Origin of the sequence: Kistimonas scapharcae (assembly GCF_039540975.1) — a bacterium.
In the GTDB taxonomy this organism is placed as follows: domain Bacteria; phylum Pseudomonadota; class Gammaproteobacteria; order Pseudomonadales; family Endozoicomonadaceae; genus Kistimonas; species Kistimonas scapharcae.
Genome location: NZ_BAABFL010000081.1, coordinates 1 through 19,694, shown reverse-complemented (window position 1 = coordinate 19,694; position 19,694 = coordinate 1). Strand labels below are relative to the sequence as shown.

The window sequence follows — 19,694 nt, the reverse complement described above, 5'->3', positions numbered from 1 at the left end:
TGTCAGGCCTTCATGACCTTGACCGCACACTTCTTGTAATCCGTTTCCTTGGAAAGCGGATCCGTCGCATCCAGGGTCAGCTTGTTGACCAGCTGAGCTGCGTCGAAGAAAGGGATGAAGATCAACCCTTTCGGCGGACGATTACGACCACGGGTTTCAACCCGGGAGCGCATCTCACCCCGCCGTGACACCACTTTAACCTCCATACCCCGGCGCAATCCACGCTGCTGAGCGTCATCCGGGTGCATGAAGACAACGGCATCCGGGAAGGCGCGATACAGTTCCGGCACCCGACGCGTCATGGTGCCTGAATGCCAGTGTTCCAGCACCCGACCGGTCGACAGCCAGAGGTCGTATTCGTCATCCGGGATTTCTGCCGGCGGCTCATAGGGCAGGGCAAAGATCCAGGCTTTGCCATCCGGTTTGCCATAGAAACGCACGCCTTCCCCTTTTTTCACATAGGCGTCATAGCCTTCACGGAAACGCCAGAGGGTTTCCTTGCCATCCACCACCGGCCAGCGCAAACCGCGGGCCTTGTGGTACATCTCAAACGGCGCCAGGTCGTGTGCCTTACCGCGACCAAAGATGGCATATTCTTCAAACAGCCCTTTCTGGACATAAAAGCCGAAGTGCTTCGCTTCGTCGTTATCCCGTTCTGGGTTGACCTCATTCAGCGGATACCGATTCACCTGACCATTGGCATACAGGATCTCAAACAGCGTTTTTCCACGGTATTCCGGCTTTTTGGCCAAGAGCTCTTCGGGCCAGACCTCTTCTACCTTGAAACGCTTGGAAAATTCCATCAGCTGCCAAAGATCAGATTTCGCCTCACCCGGCGCCTTCACCTGCTGGTACCAGAACTGGGTCCGGCGTTCCGCATTACCATAAGCGCCCTCCTTTTCCACCCACATGGCGGTAGGAAGGATCAGGTCGGCAGCCTGGGCCGTCACGGTTGGATAAGGGTCGGATACCACCACGAAGTTGTCCGGATTGCGGTAACCGGGATACCCCTCTTCATTCATATTGGGGGCCGTCTGCATGTTGTTGTTACACATGACCCAGTAGGCATTGAGCTTGCCGTCTTTCAGCATACGGTTCTGCAGGACGGCGTGGTAACCCACCTTGGCCGGAATCGTGCCTTCCGGCAACTTCCAGATCTGTTCAGTCTTGTCACGGTGTTCCTTTTTCTTGACCACCATGTCCGCAGGCAGACGATGCGCAAAGGTGCCGACTTCCCGTGCGGTACCGCAGGCAGATGGCTGCCCTGTCAGAGAGAACGGGCTATTGCCGGGTTCTGAAATCTTGCCAGTCAACAGGTGGATGTTGTAGATGATGTTGTTCATCCAGACACCACGGGTGTGCTGGTTGACTCCCATGGTCCACAACGACATGACCTTGCGGTTCGGATCAGCATAGAGTTCCGCCAATGCCAGAAGCTCTTCCTCAGAAACGCCGGACAGTTCCGCCGCCTTCTCAACCGTGTATTCACTGACGAACTTGGCAAAGGCATCGAAATCAATCGGCTTTGAGGCGCCCTTACCGGCATTTTTCGCTTTCTGCTCCAACGGATGCTCAGGGCGCAGGCCATAGCCAATGTCGGTCACACCCTCCCGGAAGTTAACGTGTTTACCGATGAAGTCCTTGTTGACCTTGTTGTTCTGGATAATGTAATTACAAATAAAATTACCGATGGCGAGATCCGCCTGCGGCTTGAAGATAATCGAATAATCCGCCAGCTCACAGGACCGGTGCTTGAAGGTCGACAATACCGCAACCTTGACGTGTTCAGCACTCAGCGCTCGATCCGTCAGACGTGACCAGAGGATCGGATGCATTTCTGCCATGTTGGAACCCCAGAGCACGAAGGCATCGGCATGCTCAAGGTCGTCATAGCAACCCATGGGCTCATCAATGCCAAATGTCCGCATGAAACCGCCGACAGCAGAGGCCATACAATGGCGGGCATTAGGATCAATGTTGTTCGTGCGGAAACCCGCTTTCATCAATTTGGAGGCGGCATACCCCTCCCAGACCGTCCACTGCCCAGAGCCAAACATCCCAACCGCTTCCGGCCCCTTGGCCTTCAGTGTGGCCTTGAACTTCTCCGCCATGATATCGAAGGCAACATCCCAGGAGACCGGTGTAAATTCCCCTTCCTTGTCATACTTACCGTCCGTCATTCGAAGCAGCGGTGTTGTCAGGCGATCTGCACCGTACATGATCTTGGGCAGGAAATACCCCTTGATGCAGTTCAACCCTTTGTTGACCGGTGCATCCGGATCCCCCTGGGAAGCAACCATGCGACCATTCTTGACGCCGACCAGCACACTGCACCCCGTACCACAGAAACGGCAGGGCGCCTTATCCCAGCGGATATCACTCTCACTGCTTCGGGTGATCAGGTTGGTCGCGCCCGCAGGCATGGCGACACCGGCTGCTGCCGCTGTCGCCGCCACGGCGCTGCTCTTGATAAAATCCCTTCGATTCTGCTTCATGGCTATGCCTGCTCCGTATGGGTATAAATCAGGGCGGTGGATACGACGCCTGCCGTTAACCGGACACGTTCAATACCCTCAATCATGGTGCGTTCACCGGGCTCTTCTTCCACCGTCACAATCAGCTTGCCGGACGCCTCAGCGATATGAACCTCAACGCCCTGCAACTGGCTCAAGCGATCCATCACATCGCTGCGGACCTCCGGGCGGGTGTGTACCAGAAGACCACTGATGCTGTAGCCGCCTAAGGCTTCGGAAACATCATGATTCTTCATATCAATCTGTCCTTATACTTTGTTCGTTTTCAGTCATCGGCCGAATCGTAATGGCATTAACCGGACAGGCGCTCTGGCAGGCGCCACAACCGGTACAGGCTTGCTCATCAACCTGGGGCATGGCGATACCACCAAGAACGGGGCGAAAGGTGATGGCTTCCGGTTCACACTGCTCACCGCAGGTTCGACATACTGTCCGGTTATGGGTCAGACAGCGCTGACTGATCTCTGGTGCCAGCTGCCATGGGGAACGTTCCTCTGAACGCAGCAACGCGCCGGGCTGACAGACATCTACGCATTCAGCGCAGAAAGTGCATTCACCCTGGTGAAAATCAATTTCGGGAAAACGGCCTGAACCAGGCTTGATAATCTGTTCCGGACAGGTACGGACGCAGTCACCGCAACGGGTGCAGAGGTCAAGGAAATCGGCTTCGGTAATGGCCCATGGAGGACGTAACGCTTCGTGTTCAGTACTGAACTGCCCCCTGAGAAACCACCGTCGTTTGGAATTAATAATGTCCGACCTTAATATTATTTGTTTTTATATGGGTATTAGATTGTTACGGCTTAACCTTCGCAAACTTTTGACTTATATCAATAATCAAGCAAATTCCACTGATTTGGTCAGTAATGCGTAAAGTTTTATCAGCTTTGCATTTCCCTGATGAACAGGTTTCATTCAGACAGGATGACAACTGCACCAATAGGGACAAAGCAGCCTTATTCTGACTGCTTCCTGTTTGATCGTTCATAGAACCCATGAATAATCAGGAAGTATCAGATATTTCGCCCCATGCAAAAGAGAAGTAAGCCCAAACTCCAACCCGATAATGCCTATACAAAAAAACCCCGCCTGAAAAGGTGAGGTTTTTTCATCAATTGACAGCTTCAGAACTGAAACAGCCTACATTGAGTAATTATTATCAATTACTCCCACTCGATTGTTGCCGGTGGCTTGCTGGAGATATCGTAAGTTACCCGGGAAATACCGGAGATTTCGTTAATGATCCGGCCAGAAACCCGCTCAAGGAAGTCATACGGAAGATGCGCCCAACGGGCAGTCATGAAATCAATGGTTTCTACCGCTCGCAGAGCAACGACGTACTCATAGCGACGGGCATCACCCACAACACCGACGGATTTCACCGGCAGGAATACCGCAAATGCCTGGCTTACCTTGTGATAGAGATCAGCTTTGTGCAGCTCTTCAATGAAGATGGCATCAGCCTTGCGTAGTGTATCTGCATACTCTTTCTTCACCTCACCCAGGATCCGTACACCCAGACCCGGTCCCGGGAACGGATGACGATAAACCATGTCATAAGGCAAACCAAGCTCAAGACCAATCTTGCGGACTTCATCCTTGAACAGCTCACGCAGCGGTTCCACCAGCGCCATTTTCATGTCTTCAGGCAGGCCACCTACATTGTGGTGAGATTTAATTACATGCGCCTTACCGGTCTTGCTGGCGGCAGATTCAATCACGTCAGGATAGATCGTGCCCTGAGCCAGAAATTCGATACCGTCCAGACGGCCGGATTCTTCATCAAACACATCAATGAAGGTATTACCGATAATCTTGCGCTTCTGTTCCGGGTCAGCAATGCCTTTCAGGTTATTCAGGAAACGCTCACCCGCTTCCGCACGAATGACACGCACGCCCATGTTCTCGGCAAACATCGCCATAACCTGATCGCCTTCATTCAGGCGCAGCAGGCCATTATCCACGAAGACACAAATCAGTTGATCACCAATCGCCTTGTGCAGCAGCGCTGCCACCACACTGGAATCTACGCCGCCGGACAATCCCAGCAATACCCGCTTGTCACCTACCTGTTCACGGACTCGGGTAACGGCATCATCAATGATACGAGCCGGTGTCCAGAGTTTTTCACAACCGGCAATATCGATCACAAAGCGCTCGAGAATACGACCGCCCTGCTTGGTATGGGTGACTTCCGGATGGAACTGAACACCGTAGAAGTGACGGCTGTCATCAGCCATCGCGGCAATCGGGCAGGAGTCAGTGGACGCCATCAGGACAAATCCTTCGGGCATGGCGCTTACCTTGTCACCGTGGCTCATCCAAACATCCAAGCTCAGGGTGCCATCATCCGCCACATGGTCTTCAATGCCGGTCAGCAGGCCACTGCCATGCTTGATGTTGACGCCAGCATACCCGAACTCACGCAGATCCGAGCAGGACACCTTGCCGCCAAGCTGCTCCGCCATGGTCTGCATGCCATAACAGATGCCCAGTACCGGAACACCCATTTCGAAGACAATGGACGGTGCCCGCGGGGTATCTTCCGCCGTAACGGTTTCAGGACCTCCGGAAAGAATAATCGCTTTCGGGGCAAAATCACGGATCGCCTGCGCATCCATATCGAAGGCGTGGATTTCGGAATAAACGCCAATCTCACGAACGCGGCGGGCAATCAGCTGGGTATACTGGGACCCAAAGTCCAGTATCAGAATTTTTTGTGAATGGATATCAACGGACATGAGAACTCCTGTGCACACCTGCCGTATTCGTCATCAGCAAGTTCTTATTGTGATGACCATGCTGGGCCGGAAAGGTTTCCCGGCCCGTCATCACAGGCTTAATACTTATCATTGCCGGCACGGCGACCTTCACCCTGCCGACATCTACCATCCAATACGATGATTAGCGAACCCGGTAGTTAGGCGCTTCCTTGGTGATGGTCACATCGTGAACATGAGACTCGCTCATGCCCGCATTGGTAACCCGCACGAACTCAGGACGCGTACGCATGGCCTCAATATCGAGGGAGCCGGTATAGCCCATCGCTGCACGCAGACCGCCCATCAGCTGGTGAACGATCGCACTGAGTGTGCCTTTGTAAGGAACACGGCCTTCAATACCTTCCGGTACCAGCTTTTCAACGCCGGCATTGGCATCCTGGAAGTAACGGTCGCTGGAACCCTGTGCCTGTGCCATAGCGCCCATGGAACCCATGCCGCGGTAAGACTTGTAGCTACGGCCCTGGTACAGAATGATTTCGCCCGGCGCTTCATCGGTACCGGCCAGCATGCTGCCAACCATGATGACATGAGCGCCTGCAACAACAGCCTTAGCAACGTCACCGGAATAACGGATACCACCATCGGCAATAACTGGTACATCGGTATCTTTGAGGGCTTCAACGACATTGGCAACGGCAGAGATCTGCGGTACACCGATACCGGTTACGATACGGGTGGTGCAGATTGAACCCGGGCCAATACCCACTTTCACACCGTCGGCACCGGCTTCAGCCAGCGCTTTGGCAGCTTCAGCCGTCGCAATATTGCCACCAATGACCTGCAGGTTCGGGTAGGTTTCCTTAACCCAGCGAACCCGGTCAATAACGCCACGTGAGTGACCGTGAGCAGTATCAACAACAATGACATCCACACCCGCCGCAACCAGCGCTGCGACACGATCAGGAGTTTCCGGACCGGTACCCACAGCCGCACCGACACGCAGCTGACCGTGCTCATCTTTACACGCGTTAGGGTAATCCTGGGCCTTACGGATATCTTTCACGGTCATCATGCCGACCAGCTTGCCCTGCTCACTCACGACCAGCACCTTTTCAATTCGGTGCTTCTGCAGCAGTTTACGGGCTTCTTCCTGGCTGGTGCCTTCAACCACAGTGACCAGACGCTCACGGGGCGTCATGATATCGGCCACGTTCTTGGTCAGGTCTTCTTCAAACCGGACATCACGGCTGGTGACGATACCCACCAGGTCACCGCTATCCATCACCGGTACACCAGAGATATCATACTGACGGTAAAGTTCCAGCAGATCGCGAACCGTGGCACCGGTATTGATGGTGATAGGATCCTTCACAACACCACTTTCGTGCTTTTTGACCTTGCGAACTTCAGCTGCCTGTTGCTCTATGGTCATGTTTTTGTGGATAATACCCAGTCCGCCTTCCTGAGCCATGGCAATGGCCAGACGCGCCTCGGTGACCGTATCCATCGCTGAGGAGATCAACGGGATATTGAGTTCGATACCCTTGGTGATCCGCGTCTTAAGGGACACGTCTCTGGGCAGAACTTCGGAATAGCCGGGAACGAGAAGAACATCATCAAAAGTGAGAGCTTCCTGAGCAATACGCAACATGTTTGCCTTCCGAATCAAGATATAGCCGGATGAAAAGGGGGTCAGGCGGTTCCCTTCCGGAGTAGAACCGCATCTGCCAGAAAGGTAAATTCCATCAATTATAACTGCGCCCCATAGCGTCAACAATTCTTATATTTTTCAAAAAAATAAAGGATAATAGGAGGGTTTGTGTGTCTCGATTTCGAAGGCACCCTGTCGACCTGCCGGAAGGACCTGCCCATGGATCGCTTTTCCCCTCCCGCTTCCACCTCCTCCGACACCACCCAGCGCAAGGTCATCAGCGTTTCCGAGCTCAACCGCCAGGCCAAGCGGCTACTGGAAATCAGCTTTCCTTCGATTTGGATTGAGGGCGAAATCTCCAATTTTGCTCGTCCGGCCTCCGGCCACTGGTATTTCACGCTGAAAGATCCTTCCGCCCAAGTGCGGGCGGCCATGTTTCGAAACAGTAATCAGCGGATTCGCTTCCTGCCCAAAGAAGGGCTTCAGGTGCTGGTTCGTGCACGGGTTAGCCTGTATGAAGGGCGTGGCGACTACCAGCTAATCGTCGACCATATGGAAGAAGCCGGGGAAGGCGCACTGCGGCGTGCATTCGAGGAACTGAAAAACAAGCTGGCTCAGGAAGGGCTGTTCGATGACAGCCGGAAACAGCCACTTCCCAGCATGCCGGAACATGTGGGTGTGATCACTTCACCGACTGGTGCCGCCATTCGCGACATCCTGACCGTTATGAAACGCCGCTTTCCCGCAACACGGGTCACAGTCATTCCTACGTCCGTTCAGGGCAATGAAGCGGCAGGACAAATCGTCCGCGCACTCCAGCTGGCGGAAAAAGCGAGCAACATTGATGCGCTTATTGTCGGCCGGGGCGGCGGATCACTGGAAGATCTCTGGCCTTTTAACGAGGAAGTGGTGGCAAGAGCCATCGCAGCCTGCCGACTCCCCATCGTGAGTGCCGTCGGCCACGAGATTGATTTCACCATAGCGGATTTTGTGGCAGATCATCGTGCCCCCACCCCTTCCGCCGCCGCCGAAATCCTGACCCAGAACCAGGATGACTGGCGAAATACGCTACGCATTTACCAGAGAAAGCTGGCCTCTCTTACCAATGCCCGCCTCCATCTGCAACAGCAGACACTGAATGCCCTGAGAAACCGCCTGCGTCATCCTGGTCAGAAACTGCAGGAACACAGCCAGCGACTGGATGATCTCTCCATTCGTTTGCAACACGCCATGCGGCATCAACTGTTGACGAGGCATAATTCCCTTATCTCCGCTGACAAGCATTTGCGACAGGTTTCTCCACTACACCTTGTGCAACAGCTCAAGCTCCAGAATCGTCACTTTGATCTTCGACTAAATACCAGCATGCAAAGCCTGCTGTCACGACTGAAGCAACAAATGGAACACCTGACGGGTCAACTGGAAACTCTTAGCCCACTGGCAACCCTATCCCGCGGTTATGCCATGGCTCAGACACCTGATGGCAAAATTATCCGCAACAGTCAGGCAATTGCTGAAGGCGACAACATCAAGGTCAGCCTCGCCAAAGGGCATTTACTGTGCTCAGTCACCGAAACTCACTGAGTACACCGCAATAAAAAAAGGAGGGAAAACCCTCCTTTTTTATTTACCGTTTCTTTTTCTTCTTTTTCTCGATTTTCTTGATGTGCTGCACCAGACGCTGCTTCTTCTTGATCTGACGTTCATTCAGCTTGTTCTTACGACCGGCAAACGGGTTATCACTGGTCTTGAACTCAATACGCACAGGGGTTCCCATAATATTGAGCACACGTCGAAACGTGTTTTCCAGATAACGCTTATAGGAAATGGGGACATCACCCGTCTGATTACCATGGATTACCAGTGTCGGCGGATTGGTACCACCCAGATGGCAGTAACGCAGCTTAATCCGGTGTCCACGCACCAGCGGCGGCTGATGACTACCCACCGCATCTTCCAGAATCCGAGTCAGCTGGTTGGTAGACCAACGCGAGGTTGCCGCCTCATAGGCTTCTTCAACGGATTCATATAAATGCCCGACACCGGTACCGTGCTTGGCAGAAATGAAGTGAATGCGTGCAAAATTGATAAACGATAGACGACGCTCCAGCTCAGTTTTCACTTGCTGGCGCTCATCCTGGGTCATACCGTCCCACTTGTTCAGGGCAATGACCAACGCACGACCGCTATCCAGCACAAAGCCCAGCAGATGCAGATCCTGATCGACGATACCTTCGCGGGCATCCAGCACCAGAATCACAACATTGGCATCTTCCATTGCCTGTAGCGTTTTGATGACAGAGAATTTCTCAACACCTTCAGACACCTTACCACGGCGGCGTACACCGGCCGTATCAATCAGGGTGTAACGCTGCTCAAAACGCTCGTAAGGGATATAAACACTGTCACGGGTCGTACCGGCCTGGTCGTAAACAACCACGCGGTCTTCCCCAAGCATCCGGTTAACCAGGGTGGATTTACCCACGTTGGGTCGACCCACTACCGCCATCTTGATGCCTTTATCAGTATCAACCTCTTCTTCAGAAACCCTGGAATCCGGAAACTCATGCAGGGCCTCTTCGATCAGCGCCCGAACGCCGCGACCATGAGCCGCTGCAATGGGGTGCGGATCACCCAGGCCAAGGCTGTAAAATTCGCTGGCCGCAGAATCCGGGTCAACCGTATCCACCTTGTTCATGACCAACCACGCAGCCTTACCCTGCCGACGCAGGTGATCTGCAATCATTTCATCCGCAGAGGTCAGCCCGGCACGGGCATCCACAATAAAGAAGACCGCATCAGCTTCATCAATGGCTGCCAGCGACTGACTGGCCATCTTCGCATCAATCCCTTCCTCGTCACCGCTGATACCCCCGGTATCAATAACGATATACGCGCTGTCGCCCTGACGCCCTTCACCGTATTTCCGGTCCCGGGTCAATCCTTCATAGTCAGCCACAATCGCATCGCGGGAACGCGTCAGCCGGTTAAATAACGTGGATTTCCCCACATTGGGTCGCCCGACAAGGGCAATCACAGGAAGCATAAGTCTGTTCCGAATACTACAAATACTGAAATAGCAAACGGCTGCCCTCGGGCAGCCGTACATTAACGATCAATCGCGGCATGTTCTGTCTAGGTCATGGGTGACTCATCAGCGAATTTGCAATGCTGACAACTCTCCGCCATTACCATAGACATAGATCATGTCACCGGATACCACGGGCTTGGCCCGGATACCGGATGAATCAATTTTCTTGCGACCCAGCAGCTGGCCGTCCAGCTGGGACACTACGTGCAGGTAACCTTCAAAATCACCCACCAGAACGTAGCTGCTCCATGTCGCAGGCCCACTCAACTGGCGGCGCTCAAGGTCTTTCTGACTCCAGATAACACTACCGGTCCGCTGATCAACGGCAGACAGGATACTCTTATCATCAGACAGGTAAAGGTTACCAAATCCTTCAGCCAAGCCCTGGAAACTGGAGGCTTCACGCGCCCAGCGAATACGACCACTATCCGGATCCAGCGCTACCACATTACCCTGGTAACTAACCATATAGAGGGCACCACCTGTCATCACAGGGGTACCATCCACATCGACCATTCGCTCCAACTCAGAGCTTCCCTGAGGAACCGCTACACGACCTTCCCATACCAGCGAGCCGTTACCCGCCCGGTAAGCACGCGCTTCGCCATTTGCAAAGCCGGCGAAAACGGTACCATCAACAACCAACGGCGAACTGCTGCCGCGCAATGTCAGCAGAGGCTGCAAGGTATCCTGCTGCCACAACCTCCGGCCATCTTCAGCGGAAAAGCCTGTCAGCTTGTCATCAATAGTCTGTACGACAACAATACGTCCATCCGTAGCAGGTGCACCCAGCACTTCACTGCTCACCGGCGCCCGCCAGATCTCCGAACCATCGTCCTGCTTCAGGGCAATCACATACCCATCCAGCGTTCCCACCAGAACCAGACCATCAGAAGCGGTCACCCCGCCCCCAATCGGTGTTTCCAGCGCCTGCCGCCACAAAACTTTGCCATTATCGCTCCGCAAGGCCATGACCAAGCCTTCAGCATCAGCCACGTAAAGCGTATCGCCATCAACTGCAGGCTCAAGTTTCAGCCAGGTTTTACCCTGACCATCACCGATGCTGCGACTCCAGACCTCATCCACTTTCACTTCGGCTTTGATATCCGGCAATGGATTTGGCGCCAGCGTCTCCTCATCCTTGGAAAACATGCTACAGGCAGACAGCCCCATGGTAGCTCCAACGAGCAACAGTGCCTTTAGATTGGCGACAGGATTGCGTTTCACTTGCTTATTTCCTTCCGCTCGGCGAGATCATCCAGTTTCATTTGCGCAAGAGGACGCTGTGAACCTGCGACGCCAGCCGCATCAACTGCTGATTGATAAGCCTCTCTTGCTTCATCTCGACGCCCCAGGGCCAACAACACATCCCCCCGGACTTCACCATACGTTGCCTTGAATGCGCCAGGCTGCGTGATCTGATCCAGCAATTCCAACGCTTCGGTCTGCTTCGCTTTACCACCCTGGGCAAGCAGCACCTGCGCCATTCGCATGCGTGCAACAATTTCGATCTCACGACCAAGCTTTTGCAGGAGCAACCACTCCAGCTCATTAACGGCCGTACCCAGATCGCCATCCACCACTGCATTGCGCGCTTTAAACAGTGCCGTAAACTGAGCATAGACGGAACTTTCAAAGTCTGTCTGCAAAGTCTTGCTCAGATGCTCGAAAGTCGCCTTCTGCTCATCCGTCAGCGGCTGTCCCTGACCGGCCACAACAATATCCAGCAACTCCTGGTAAAGCGCGGAAGCGGTCTGCGCCTGTTCTTTCTGATGATTCTGCCAGGCCCTGTAGCCATACACAGAACCCAGTGACACCACCAGACCCAGCAATATGGCAGAACCATAGTTCTTCCAGAACGCCTTGATAGCGGCCAGCTGTTCCTCTTCGGTCCTTAAACTATCCACACTTTACTCCCGGTATTCGCAACCCTATACAGCCAGCAGCGCGAGAACATCTTCCGGAGTACAGGCTTCCTGCGCCTTTTCCTCGCGGAGGTACTTCACCGTGACCAGCCCTTTTTCTGCTTCATCTTCGCCCACGATCAACGCCAGAGCCGCACCGGACTTGTCTGCCCGCTTCATCTGACTTTTCAGACTGCCGCCGCCACAACTCATCAGCACCCGCGGCCTGGCCGGACTGGCACGCAACTGCTCTGCCACAGTCATGGCGTAGGGCAGAACATTGCCCATGGGAATAATAATCGCGTCTACCGGTGAATGCACGGTATCCGGTACCAGGTTCAGGGTTTCCAGTAGCAACACCAGTCGCTCAATACCCATGGCAAAGCCACAAGCAGGAACCGCCTTGCCACCCAACTGCTCAACCAGTCCATCATAGCGACCACCACCGCAGACAGTTCCCTGGGAACCCAACGCATCAGTTACCCATTCGAAAACAGTCTTGTTGTAGTAATCCAGACCACGAACCAGCTTCTGATTCACGACATACTCAATACCGGCACGGTCAAGGATAGCCCGCAACTGCTCAAACTGTCCCCGGGACTCTTCATCCAGGAAGTCGTGCAACAGGGGGGCACCTTCCAGAATCCTGCGGGTACTCTCATCTTTGGAATCCAGAACGCGCAGAGGGTTGGTTGTCAGACGGCGCTTACTGTCTTCATCCAGACCATTCTCATGGGCTTTCAGGTAATCCACCAGCCCATCACGATACCGAGCTCGCGCCTCAGAACTGCCCAGCGTATTGAGTTCCAAAGTGACCTTGTCAGCCAGGCCCAGATCACGCCAGAGCGCTGCAGTCATCAGAATCAGTTCTGCATCAATATCCGGCCCTGCCATACCGTAGGTTTCCACACTGATCTGGTGAAACTGACGGTAACGGCCTTTCTGGGGTTTTTCATAGCGGAACATGGGCCCCATGGTCCACAGGCGCTGAATCTGGTTATAAAACAGACCGTGCTGAATTCCGGCACGCACACACCCTGCCGTCGCTTCTGGTCGCAGGGTCAGGCTTTCATTGTTCCGGTCAGAAAAGGTGTACATTTCCTTTTCCACCACATCGGTATGCTCACCGATACCGCGGGCAAACAGGCTGGTGAATTCAACGACAGGAACCCGCAGCTCCTGGTAACCATAACGTCCGAGCAAACCGCGAACAGCATCCTCCACATAACGCCATACCGGCGTCTGTTCAGGAAGAATATCATTCATGCCGCGAATGGCCTGCAGCTGTTTAGTCAATGTGACTGTCCTTCTATACTGCTTCAATCAAACAAACAACATCCAAAGCCTGGCTGATCAGCCCAGCTTCAACCGTCCCACCTTCTTGCCAGAGACAAGCATATCCAGCGTGACCGGCTTTCCGTTGAAATATACACTCTGAACGGCGGACACATCGCCGAAAAGAATACTGATCGGCCCTTTATCGGCCGTCATGTCCAGTTCCGAGTCAGCCCGCTTCAGATCCGCAAAGAGCACTTTGTTGTCCGCCCCCTTGATCTGAACCCAACAATCGGCACTGAAGCGAATAACAAGGCGATGATCATCAGAAGCGATGACCTCCGCAGCAACCACATTTTTTGTCTGCTCTGATGCTGAGGCTATCTGGAGCGATGACTCGGGCTGAGCGGCCTCAACCCGTTCATCATCCGGTGCAGCCTCTACAACTTCAGGCTCAGCCTCTATTATTTCTGGCGCTGCATCCTGTTCGGAAGTTTCACCGGCAGCGGGTGAATCTTCACGGGAAAATATATCTTGCTCTGGCACCGACATCGGCACTGATGCTGACTCTACAACAGGTGTTTGTACATCATCCGTTTGACTGCCTTGCCACCAGTAGACACCACCAGCCGCCACAACCAGCAAAACTAACGAGAGCACAGTAAACATGGCTTTGGCCCGTCGGTTGTGCCGGTCAGCCACCGCTTCATACTTAGCCTTTTTACCTGCATCAATATCAGGCACATCAATCACTGAGAACCGGGCAAGTACATCCCCTTCATCCAGTCCCAGCAGCCTGGCATAACCTTTCAGGTAACCTTTTATAAACGTCTCGCCAGGCAGCACCTCATAGTGCTCGGATTCCAGCGCACGCACAAAATCCGCAGAAATCTTTAATGCTTCAGCCACTTCACGAACATCAAGCCCCTTGTCTTCACGGGCCAGCCTCAGCAAATCCCCAAGACTCTCACGGACATCTTCCGTTTCGATAACAGGGGGCTCAGAAGGTTCCTGATTATTATTATCTCTGTTAGTCATTGTAACGACGCCTGTATTCTCGGTACTCATCTGAGCCGGGATAGAGCTTGCTTAAGGTCGACGCATACTGAACGGCGAGCGGCACTTGATCAACAGCGCGCGCCACCCTTATTCCCAACCAGAGACTGTCTGGCGTCTGCTGCCCGTAAACATCAAACTGCTGATAATGTTTAAACGCTTCTGGGTAATAGCCTTCAGAGAAATAAATCCTGGCCAACTCCAAACTTGACGCGGACAGATTAGGCTGTAGCCGCAATGCCCGGCTGAAGCGCTCCTTGGCCTCGGCTTTTTCTCCCTGCTTCAGGGCCACAAAGCCAAGATTCTCAAAGGCCCGACTGCGGTTATCATAGTAGATATCCTGGGTCACCTCTTCAAACGCTTCCTCAGCCTCATCATAACGGCCCGTCTCAAACAGCAGCGTACCGTAGTTGTTACGGATACCGGAGTCCTCACTGTTCAAATCGAGCGCTTTTTCAAAGTTTTGCTCAGCCAGCGCATATTCGCCCTGCTGTTGGTAGACCACACCCAATACACCATAGGCACGAGAAGAACGGCTGTTGCGCTCAAGGATTTTTTCCAGGCGGGAAATCGCCTTCTGGGGATAGCCGTGCGTGAGAAAACCGTAGGCAATCTCAAGGTTCTTCTGCTCGTAATTGTCATCATCCGACGATGTATCAGACGATGTGCTCACACACCCCGCCAAAGGCAGGAGCACCACAACACTGACACATATCCGGAGAAGTACCTTGATCAGATTGTCCTTTCGGTCTCTCATGCGAATCCCGTCAGGAAGCCATGCCCATCACCTTGACCGGCTCGGCTTCGCTGTTTTGCTGTTGTTGATCCCGATACCGGGCGCTGCGACGAGTACGATCCTGGACCTGGCCCACTAACTGCCCGCAGGCGGCATCGATATCGTCACCGCGCGTCTTGCGAACTGTGGTATTGAAGCCTTTTTCCAGCAACATCACCTGGAAACGCCGTATCGCATTATTACTTGGACGTTCGTAACCCGAACCGGGGAATGGATTAAAGGGTATCAGGTTAATTTTACAGGGTACATCCCTGAGCAGGGCGATCATCTGCTCGGCGTGTTCCGGCTGGTCGTTGATCCCCTTAAGCAGGGTATATTCAATGGTGACCACCCGGCTTTTATCCGACAGCGTAGACATATAATCGTGAATCGCTGCCAGCAATTCTTTCAGCGGGTACTTTTTGTTGATGGGCACCAACTCATTGCGCAGGGCATCATTCGGTGCATGCAGTGAAACTGCCAGAGACACATCGGTCAGACCAATCATGCGACGCATGGCTGGCACAACACCGGAAGTACTCAGTGTCACCCGACGCTTGGACAAACCGTACCCCAGGTCATCCATCATCAGGTTCATGGAATCCATGACATTGTTGAAATTGAGCAGGGGCTCGCCCATGCCCATCATCACCACGTTGGTGATGGCACGATCACTTTTGGCCGGCACACTGTTAAACGACTTCGCCGCCAGCCACACCTGGCCGATAATTTCAGCCACGGTCAGATCAGAATTAAAGCCTTGCTTGCCAGTAGAGCAGAAACTGCAGTCCAGCGCACAACCGGCCTGGGAAGAAACACAGAGCGTGCCGCGCTTACCGTCCGGAATATAAACAGTTTCAACACAGCTTCCGCTGGAAACACGCACAACCCACTTACGTGTACCGTCTGCAGAAAAATCGCAGGACACCACTTCCGGCCCGCGAATTTCTGCACAGGCCTTGAGACGCTCTCTCAAGGCCTTGCTGACGTTGCTCATCTCGTCAAAGTTGTCGACCCCGAAATGATGGATCCACTTCATCACCTGCTGGGCGCGGAATTTCTTCTCACCAATACTGATGAAAAATTCTTCCAGCTTTGACTGGGTCAGGCCCAGCAGGTTGGTTTTTACAGTTTCAGCCGTCATTTCAACAGGCACTCCGGGGACAACAACAATCAAACCACTCAGCGTGTGCGAGGGCAGATCTCTTCACCAGGGAAGAAATAGCTGACTTCACGCTCCGCTGACACAGGAGAATCCGACCCATGGACGGCATTCTCATCAATCGTGCTGGCGAAATCGGCACGGATAGTGCCGGCCGCCGCTTCTTTCGGGTTGGTCGCACCCATCAGTTCACGATGGGCCAGTACCGCATTTTCGCCTTCCAGAACAGACACCACGACCGGACCAGAGGTCATGAACGCCACCAGATCACCAAAGAAAGGCCGCTCCTTGTGCTCGGCATAGAAGCCTTCCGCCTGAGTGCGGCTCAGGTGCAGCATCTTGGCGCCGATGATCTTAAGGCCTGCTTTCTCAAAGCGGCTGTAGATTTCGCCGATCACATTCTTGGCTACGGCGTCCGGCTTAATGATGGACAGTGTACGTTCAATAGCCATGGTAGGTTCTCCCGATTGACTTCCCGATGACAAAAAGCCAGACATCAGCCCGGCTTCTGGGTGTTATTCTTTTTCAGTGGACAGTGCGGAAAACCCGCCACTATCCGCCACTTGGTCGCGCGATTCTAACCGAAGCCTTCGGTTTTTGCGAGCAAGCACACCCCAGCCTACGAGAAGCCCTTCAGAGAATCACTCCCAGGGGAAAAAGACCCAGGTATCCTGGCTCACATCGGTGAGATAGGTATCCGCCAGGTCCTTGCCGGCCGGTTTGGCATAGATAGCCGCCACATGGGCCTTGGGCAACAGTTCACGGATCATGCGGATGGTTTTGCCGGTATCCACCAGGTCATCAATGACCAGCCAGCCTTCACCTTCATTTTCCAGCTCAACGCCCTTGAGCAGGTTCAGCTCACCCTGGGCCTTGCCGTCATAGCTGGCAATGCAGACCGTCTCGACATGGACAATATCCAGCTCACGGGACAACACCGCCGCCGGCGCCAGACCTCCACGGGTAATCGCCAGCAACCCTTTCCAGGGCTGAGCCTTCAGTTTTTCTGCGAGGGCTTTCGTATCAGCGTGAAAGTCCGCCCAGCTGATGTGCATTTCCTGATGATAACCGTGTTCACTCATTGCGGTAGACCCTTGTAACCACCAAAACCACAACAGGCGGACTGGCTTTTCTGCAAGCCCGAATGCCCGTGGCGAAAAAAAACGGCGATTCTAGGGATTCAGGAGGACATAGTCCATGAGGAATGTCCGTCAGGTCAAACACCCACCTAAACAATAAAGAGGGGTAAACCTGACAACATACGGAGGAAATATCAATAGCAAAACCCAACCTGAGTCTTACCAGCCTCAGGAAAACAACTAACAAAGAAAGTTATGCTGACAGCAAAAAAATTTCGCTTTTATTAAACAAGATACTCAAAAGATAATACTGAAAATATTTCAACACTCTTCACGTATCACGATGACTGCACTACTGGCACTGCTATTTGTCTACTGGGTCGCCTACGAACTGACCCGCCCCCTCTAACTTGCACATCAGTCCAACACTTGCTTAATATCTTCCTCGCTAAACACATCAGCGAGTACTCCAGACGACAAACTGCCCATTGAGCCACCCCCTTCTTCTGACTCAGTCTCAGAATCAGAATGGGCTTGGATCATTAACGCACTCCAATCAGGCTCCGGCAACACAACCTCAGGACAAACAATTCCACATAATGCAGTAACATTAGCAACCTGTGACTGATTATGGCGTAACGCATTAGCAACCTCAGTGAGCGTTGATTTATAGCTCTCAACAGAATGTGCTACAGACTCTAACGTACAAACTAACTGCCCTGAAAAAGCCTCATGCTCTTCTCGTGAAACTTCATCCTTCTTCTTAAGTGATCCAAATAGCGTCAAAGTACTAGTAGCATCCGCCCAGAGTCCGCCTAGAGGCAAAATCTTTCTACAGCGCTCCAACGTTTCCACACCACCTTTAAGCTCAGCCAACCCTTGGGACAAAGCCACACTATGCATATCCCAAGCTTTATGCTTGATATCATCATGCAGACTTTCTCCATAAGCACTTCCTTGCCAACCTTTGAGAAGTGCTGCATCTACGGACTGAACAATCGAATGCAAACTGGACAATCGATTTTTAACCCTTCTATGCAGAGCACTGACCTCTTCTACAGAAGCAGCACTCTCCTTAGCCAAGGCAATACCGATATCATATAGTGCTGCACGCGCCGTTAGCGAAACCTTATTTTGTCTCTCATGTAATAAATGAATAATTGAAGGGCGTGCAGAAGGAAAAATCGCTAAAAGTAAAGATCTCAAACATTGCCTAACCGCCTTACTCTTATCCTTATAATGAAATAATCCCTGAATAGGAAAAGCGCTCTTAATCGATCGATCATATTTCTTGCTATTACGAACACCTATCAAGGCAGAACCTTCACACACAGGCACCAGATACCCGGAGCACTCACCCTTAGCGGCACATTTAACAAAATCAACTAACGCGCTATAACAATCAGACGCCACTCCAGAATCAGGATATGAAATCATCAAAATACCTCAGAGATAAATAACAACAATTGATATCAGTTAAATATCTGTCGTTTCAACAGCTTCTTGCTGATTATCACTACCACCTGACGAGTCCTCTTCTACTTCATTGAACTTATATGCATAAAAATTCTTCTCAAATCTCGATACTGTTTCATATAGGCAGTGCATATGCTCACCCAAGCCCTTTAATTTCGAGAATTCCTCAACCATATCAGTCAACTTTATGCACAGCTTACTATCTTTAACACCTCCCCGAGCACTTTCACAACTCCCCGTCATCTTACTAATCATTACACCAAACTTATTACACCCAAACAGAAACTTCCCTCGCTCGGATAACATCTGTTCAAAACCTGCAAAGATTTCGCGATCACGATCAGGACAATTTTTAGCAAATCCCTTTTCACGAAGTTCCATATAATATTTAGCAACACGCTCTATTCTAGGACAAATGCGCTGCTCATAAAACTTTTCAATATCTATTAATTTAAAACCCATATCACCAGAACCCAAATAGCCTTGCATCCTTTCAAAGGGGACATCTATATAGGCAACTGCCATACCAGCAGTAAGATCATAGGCATTCTCATTATCATGTAAGAGGTTGTTAATCGATGCCCTTGAAGCAGTTCCTTCAGGGAAAAACTTAACCAACAATTCCTTCAAATGTTTTCTAACGACTTCATTTTTTTTGTTATCCCTCTCAGATTCAGAAGACATACTTGCCGATGCATCGCCCACTTCTGATTTTGAACGCGACAAACCTCGTCCCACTTTCTTTTTGGAAACTGCCCACACTTTATAAGCCCCATCGGGCCCTTTATCCCCCAACAGAATTCGGCTACCTGGACTTGTCTCACAAGCTTCTACAGCAACCTGCCTGAATTCTTGCAATGCTTTAATATAAGCCGACACCTCAACTCTTTTCCTGATTACCACCTAACATAAGCCATTCTCCCGTCTAAACTTACGACACTGGTTTTCCTTGGGTTAGGAGACGTGTC

The 19,694-nt window shown here is 52.3% G+C and carries 17 protein-coding genes; 1 reads left to right on the top strand and 16 read right to left on the bottom strand.

The window, feature by feature from the left end:
- Window positions 1-2: 2 nt before the first annotated feature.
- The 5 genes from napA to guaB all read right to left on the bottom strand — a co-directional run bounded on the left by napA (window position 3) and on the right by guaB (window position 6,908).
- Window positions 3-2,495, bottom strand: coding sequence for a nitrate reductase catalytic subunit NapA (gene napA, locus ABD892_RS04585; protein WP_345194191.1), 2,493 nt, complete (start codon window positions 2,493-2,495; stop codon window positions 3-5).
- A gap of 2 nt (window positions 2,496-2,497) precedes the next feature.
- Window positions 2,498-2,770 carry a chaperone NapD gene (locus ABD892_RS04580; protein ID WP_345194190.1) on the bottom strand — a complete coding sequence of 91 codons (273 nt, stop codon included), beginning with the start codon at window positions 2,768-2,770 and terminating at the stop codon, window positions 2,498-2,500.
- 1 nt (window position 2,771) lies between these two features.
- Window positions 2,772-3,284 carry a ferredoxin-type protein NapF gene (napF, locus tag ABD892_RS04575; protein WP_345194286.1) on the bottom strand — a complete coding sequence of 171 codons (513 nt, stop codon included), beginning with the start codon at window positions 3,282-3,284 and terminating at the stop codon, window positions 2,772-2,774.
- 413 nt (window positions 3,285-3,697) lie between these two features.
- Window positions 3,698-5,275: a glutamine-hydrolyzing GMP synthase gene (guaA, locus tag ABD892_RS04570; protein WP_345194188.1), complete on the bottom strand. Its 1,578-nt coding sequence runs from the start codon at window positions 5,273-5,275 to the stop codon at window positions 3,698-3,700.
- Between the two features lie 163 nt (window positions 5,276-5,438).
- Window positions 5,439-6,908: an IMP dehydrogenase gene (guaB, locus tag ABD892_RS04565; protein ID WP_345194187.1), complete on the bottom strand. Its 1,470-nt coding sequence runs from the start codon at window positions 6,906-6,908 to the stop codon at window positions 5,439-5,441.
- A 219-nt stretch (window positions 6,909-7,127) separates the two neighbouring features.
- Between guaB and xseA the strand changes: the two genes are divergently transcribed.
- Window positions 7,128-8,492: an exodeoxyribonuclease VII large subunit gene (gene xseA / locus ABD892_RS04560; RefSeq protein WP_345194185.1), complete on the top strand. Its 1,365-nt coding sequence runs from the start codon at window positions 7,128-7,130 to the stop codon at window positions 8,490-8,492.
- 43 nt (window positions 8,493-8,535) lie between these two features.
- Here the strand turns inward: xseA and der are convergent, their stop codons facing one another.
- From der to ABD892_RS04505, 11 genes are all read right to left on the bottom strand, one after another.
- Complete coding sequence (gene der / locus ABD892_RS04555) at window positions 8,536-9,954, bottom strand: ribosome biogenesis GTPase Der (RefSeq protein ID WP_345194184.1); 1,419 nt, start codon at window positions 9,952-9,954, stop codon at window positions 8,536-8,538.
- A 108-nt stretch (window positions 9,955-10,062) separates the two neighbouring features.
- Window positions 10,063-11,226 (bottom strand): outer membrane protein assembly factor BamB, encoded by a 1,164-nt coding sequence (gene bamB, locus ABD892_RS04550; RefSeq protein ID WP_345194183.1) that lies wholly within the window; start codon window positions 11,224-11,226, stop codon window positions 10,063-10,065.
- The gene (locus ABD892_RS04545) at window positions 11,223-11,906 is read right to left on the bottom strand and encodes a YfgM family protein (RefSeq protein ID WP_345194182.1); all 684 of its coding nucleotides are present in this window, start codon (window positions 11,904-11,906) and stop codon (window positions 11,223-11,225) included. Before ABD892_RS04545 ends, bamB begins: the two co-directional genes overlap by 4 nt.
- A 24-nt stretch (window positions 11,907-11,930) precedes the next feature.
- The gene (gene hisS, locus ABD892_RS04540) at window positions 11,931-13,199 is read right to left on the bottom strand and encodes a histidine--tRNA ligase (RefSeq protein WP_345194181.1); all 1,269 of its coding nucleotides are present in this window, start codon (window positions 13,197-13,199) and stop codon (window positions 11,931-11,933) included.
- Between the two features lie 57 nt (window positions 13,200-13,256).
- Window positions 13,257-14,216, bottom strand: a complete 960-nt coding sequence (locus ABD892_RS04535) for a RodZ domain-containing protein (RefSeq protein ID WP_345194180.1) — start codon at window positions 14,214-14,216, stop codon at window positions 13,257-13,259.
- The gene (gene pilW, locus ABD892_RS04530) at window positions 14,209-14,991 is read right to left on the bottom strand and encodes a type IV pilus biogenesis/stability protein PilW (RefSeq protein ID WP_345194179.1); all 783 of its coding nucleotides are present in this window, start codon (window positions 14,989-14,991) and stop codon (window positions 14,209-14,211) included. The genes ABD892_RS04535 and pilW overlap by 8 nt, the downstream gene beginning before the upstream one ends.
- Window positions 14,992-15,001: 10 nt before the next feature.
- Window positions 15,002-16,153: a dual-specificity RNA methyltransferase RlmN gene (gene rlmN, locus ABD892_RS04525; RefSeq protein ID WP_345194177.1), complete on the bottom strand. Its 1,152-nt coding sequence runs from the start codon at window positions 16,151-16,153 to the stop codon at window positions 15,002-15,004.
- A gap of 38 nt (window positions 16,154-16,191) precedes the next feature.
- Window positions 16,192-16,623 (bottom strand): nucleoside-diphosphate kinase, encoded by a 432-nt coding sequence (gene ndk / locus ABD892_RS04520; protein WP_345194176.1) that lies wholly within the window; start codon window positions 16,621-16,623, stop codon window positions 16,192-16,194.
- A gap of 189 nt (window positions 16,624-16,812) precedes the next feature.
- Entirely contained in the window at window positions 16,813-17,253 is a 441-nt protein-coding gene (gene gpt, locus ABD892_RS04515; protein ID WP_345194175.1) for a xanthine phosphoribosyltransferase, read from the bottom strand.
- A gap of 414 nt (window positions 17,254-17,667) precedes the next feature.
- Entirely contained in the window at window positions 17,668-18,687 is a 1,020-nt protein-coding gene (locus ABD892_RS04510) for a hypothetical protein (RefSeq protein WP_345194174.1), read from the bottom strand.
- 39 nt (window positions 18,688-18,726) lie between these two features.
- Window positions 18,727-19,605 (bottom strand): hypothetical protein, encoded by an 879-nt coding sequence (locus ABD892_RS04505; RefSeq protein ID WP_345194173.1) that lies wholly within the window; start codon window positions 19,603-19,605, stop codon window positions 18,727-18,729.
- Window positions 19,606-19,694: the final 89 nt, after the last annotated feature.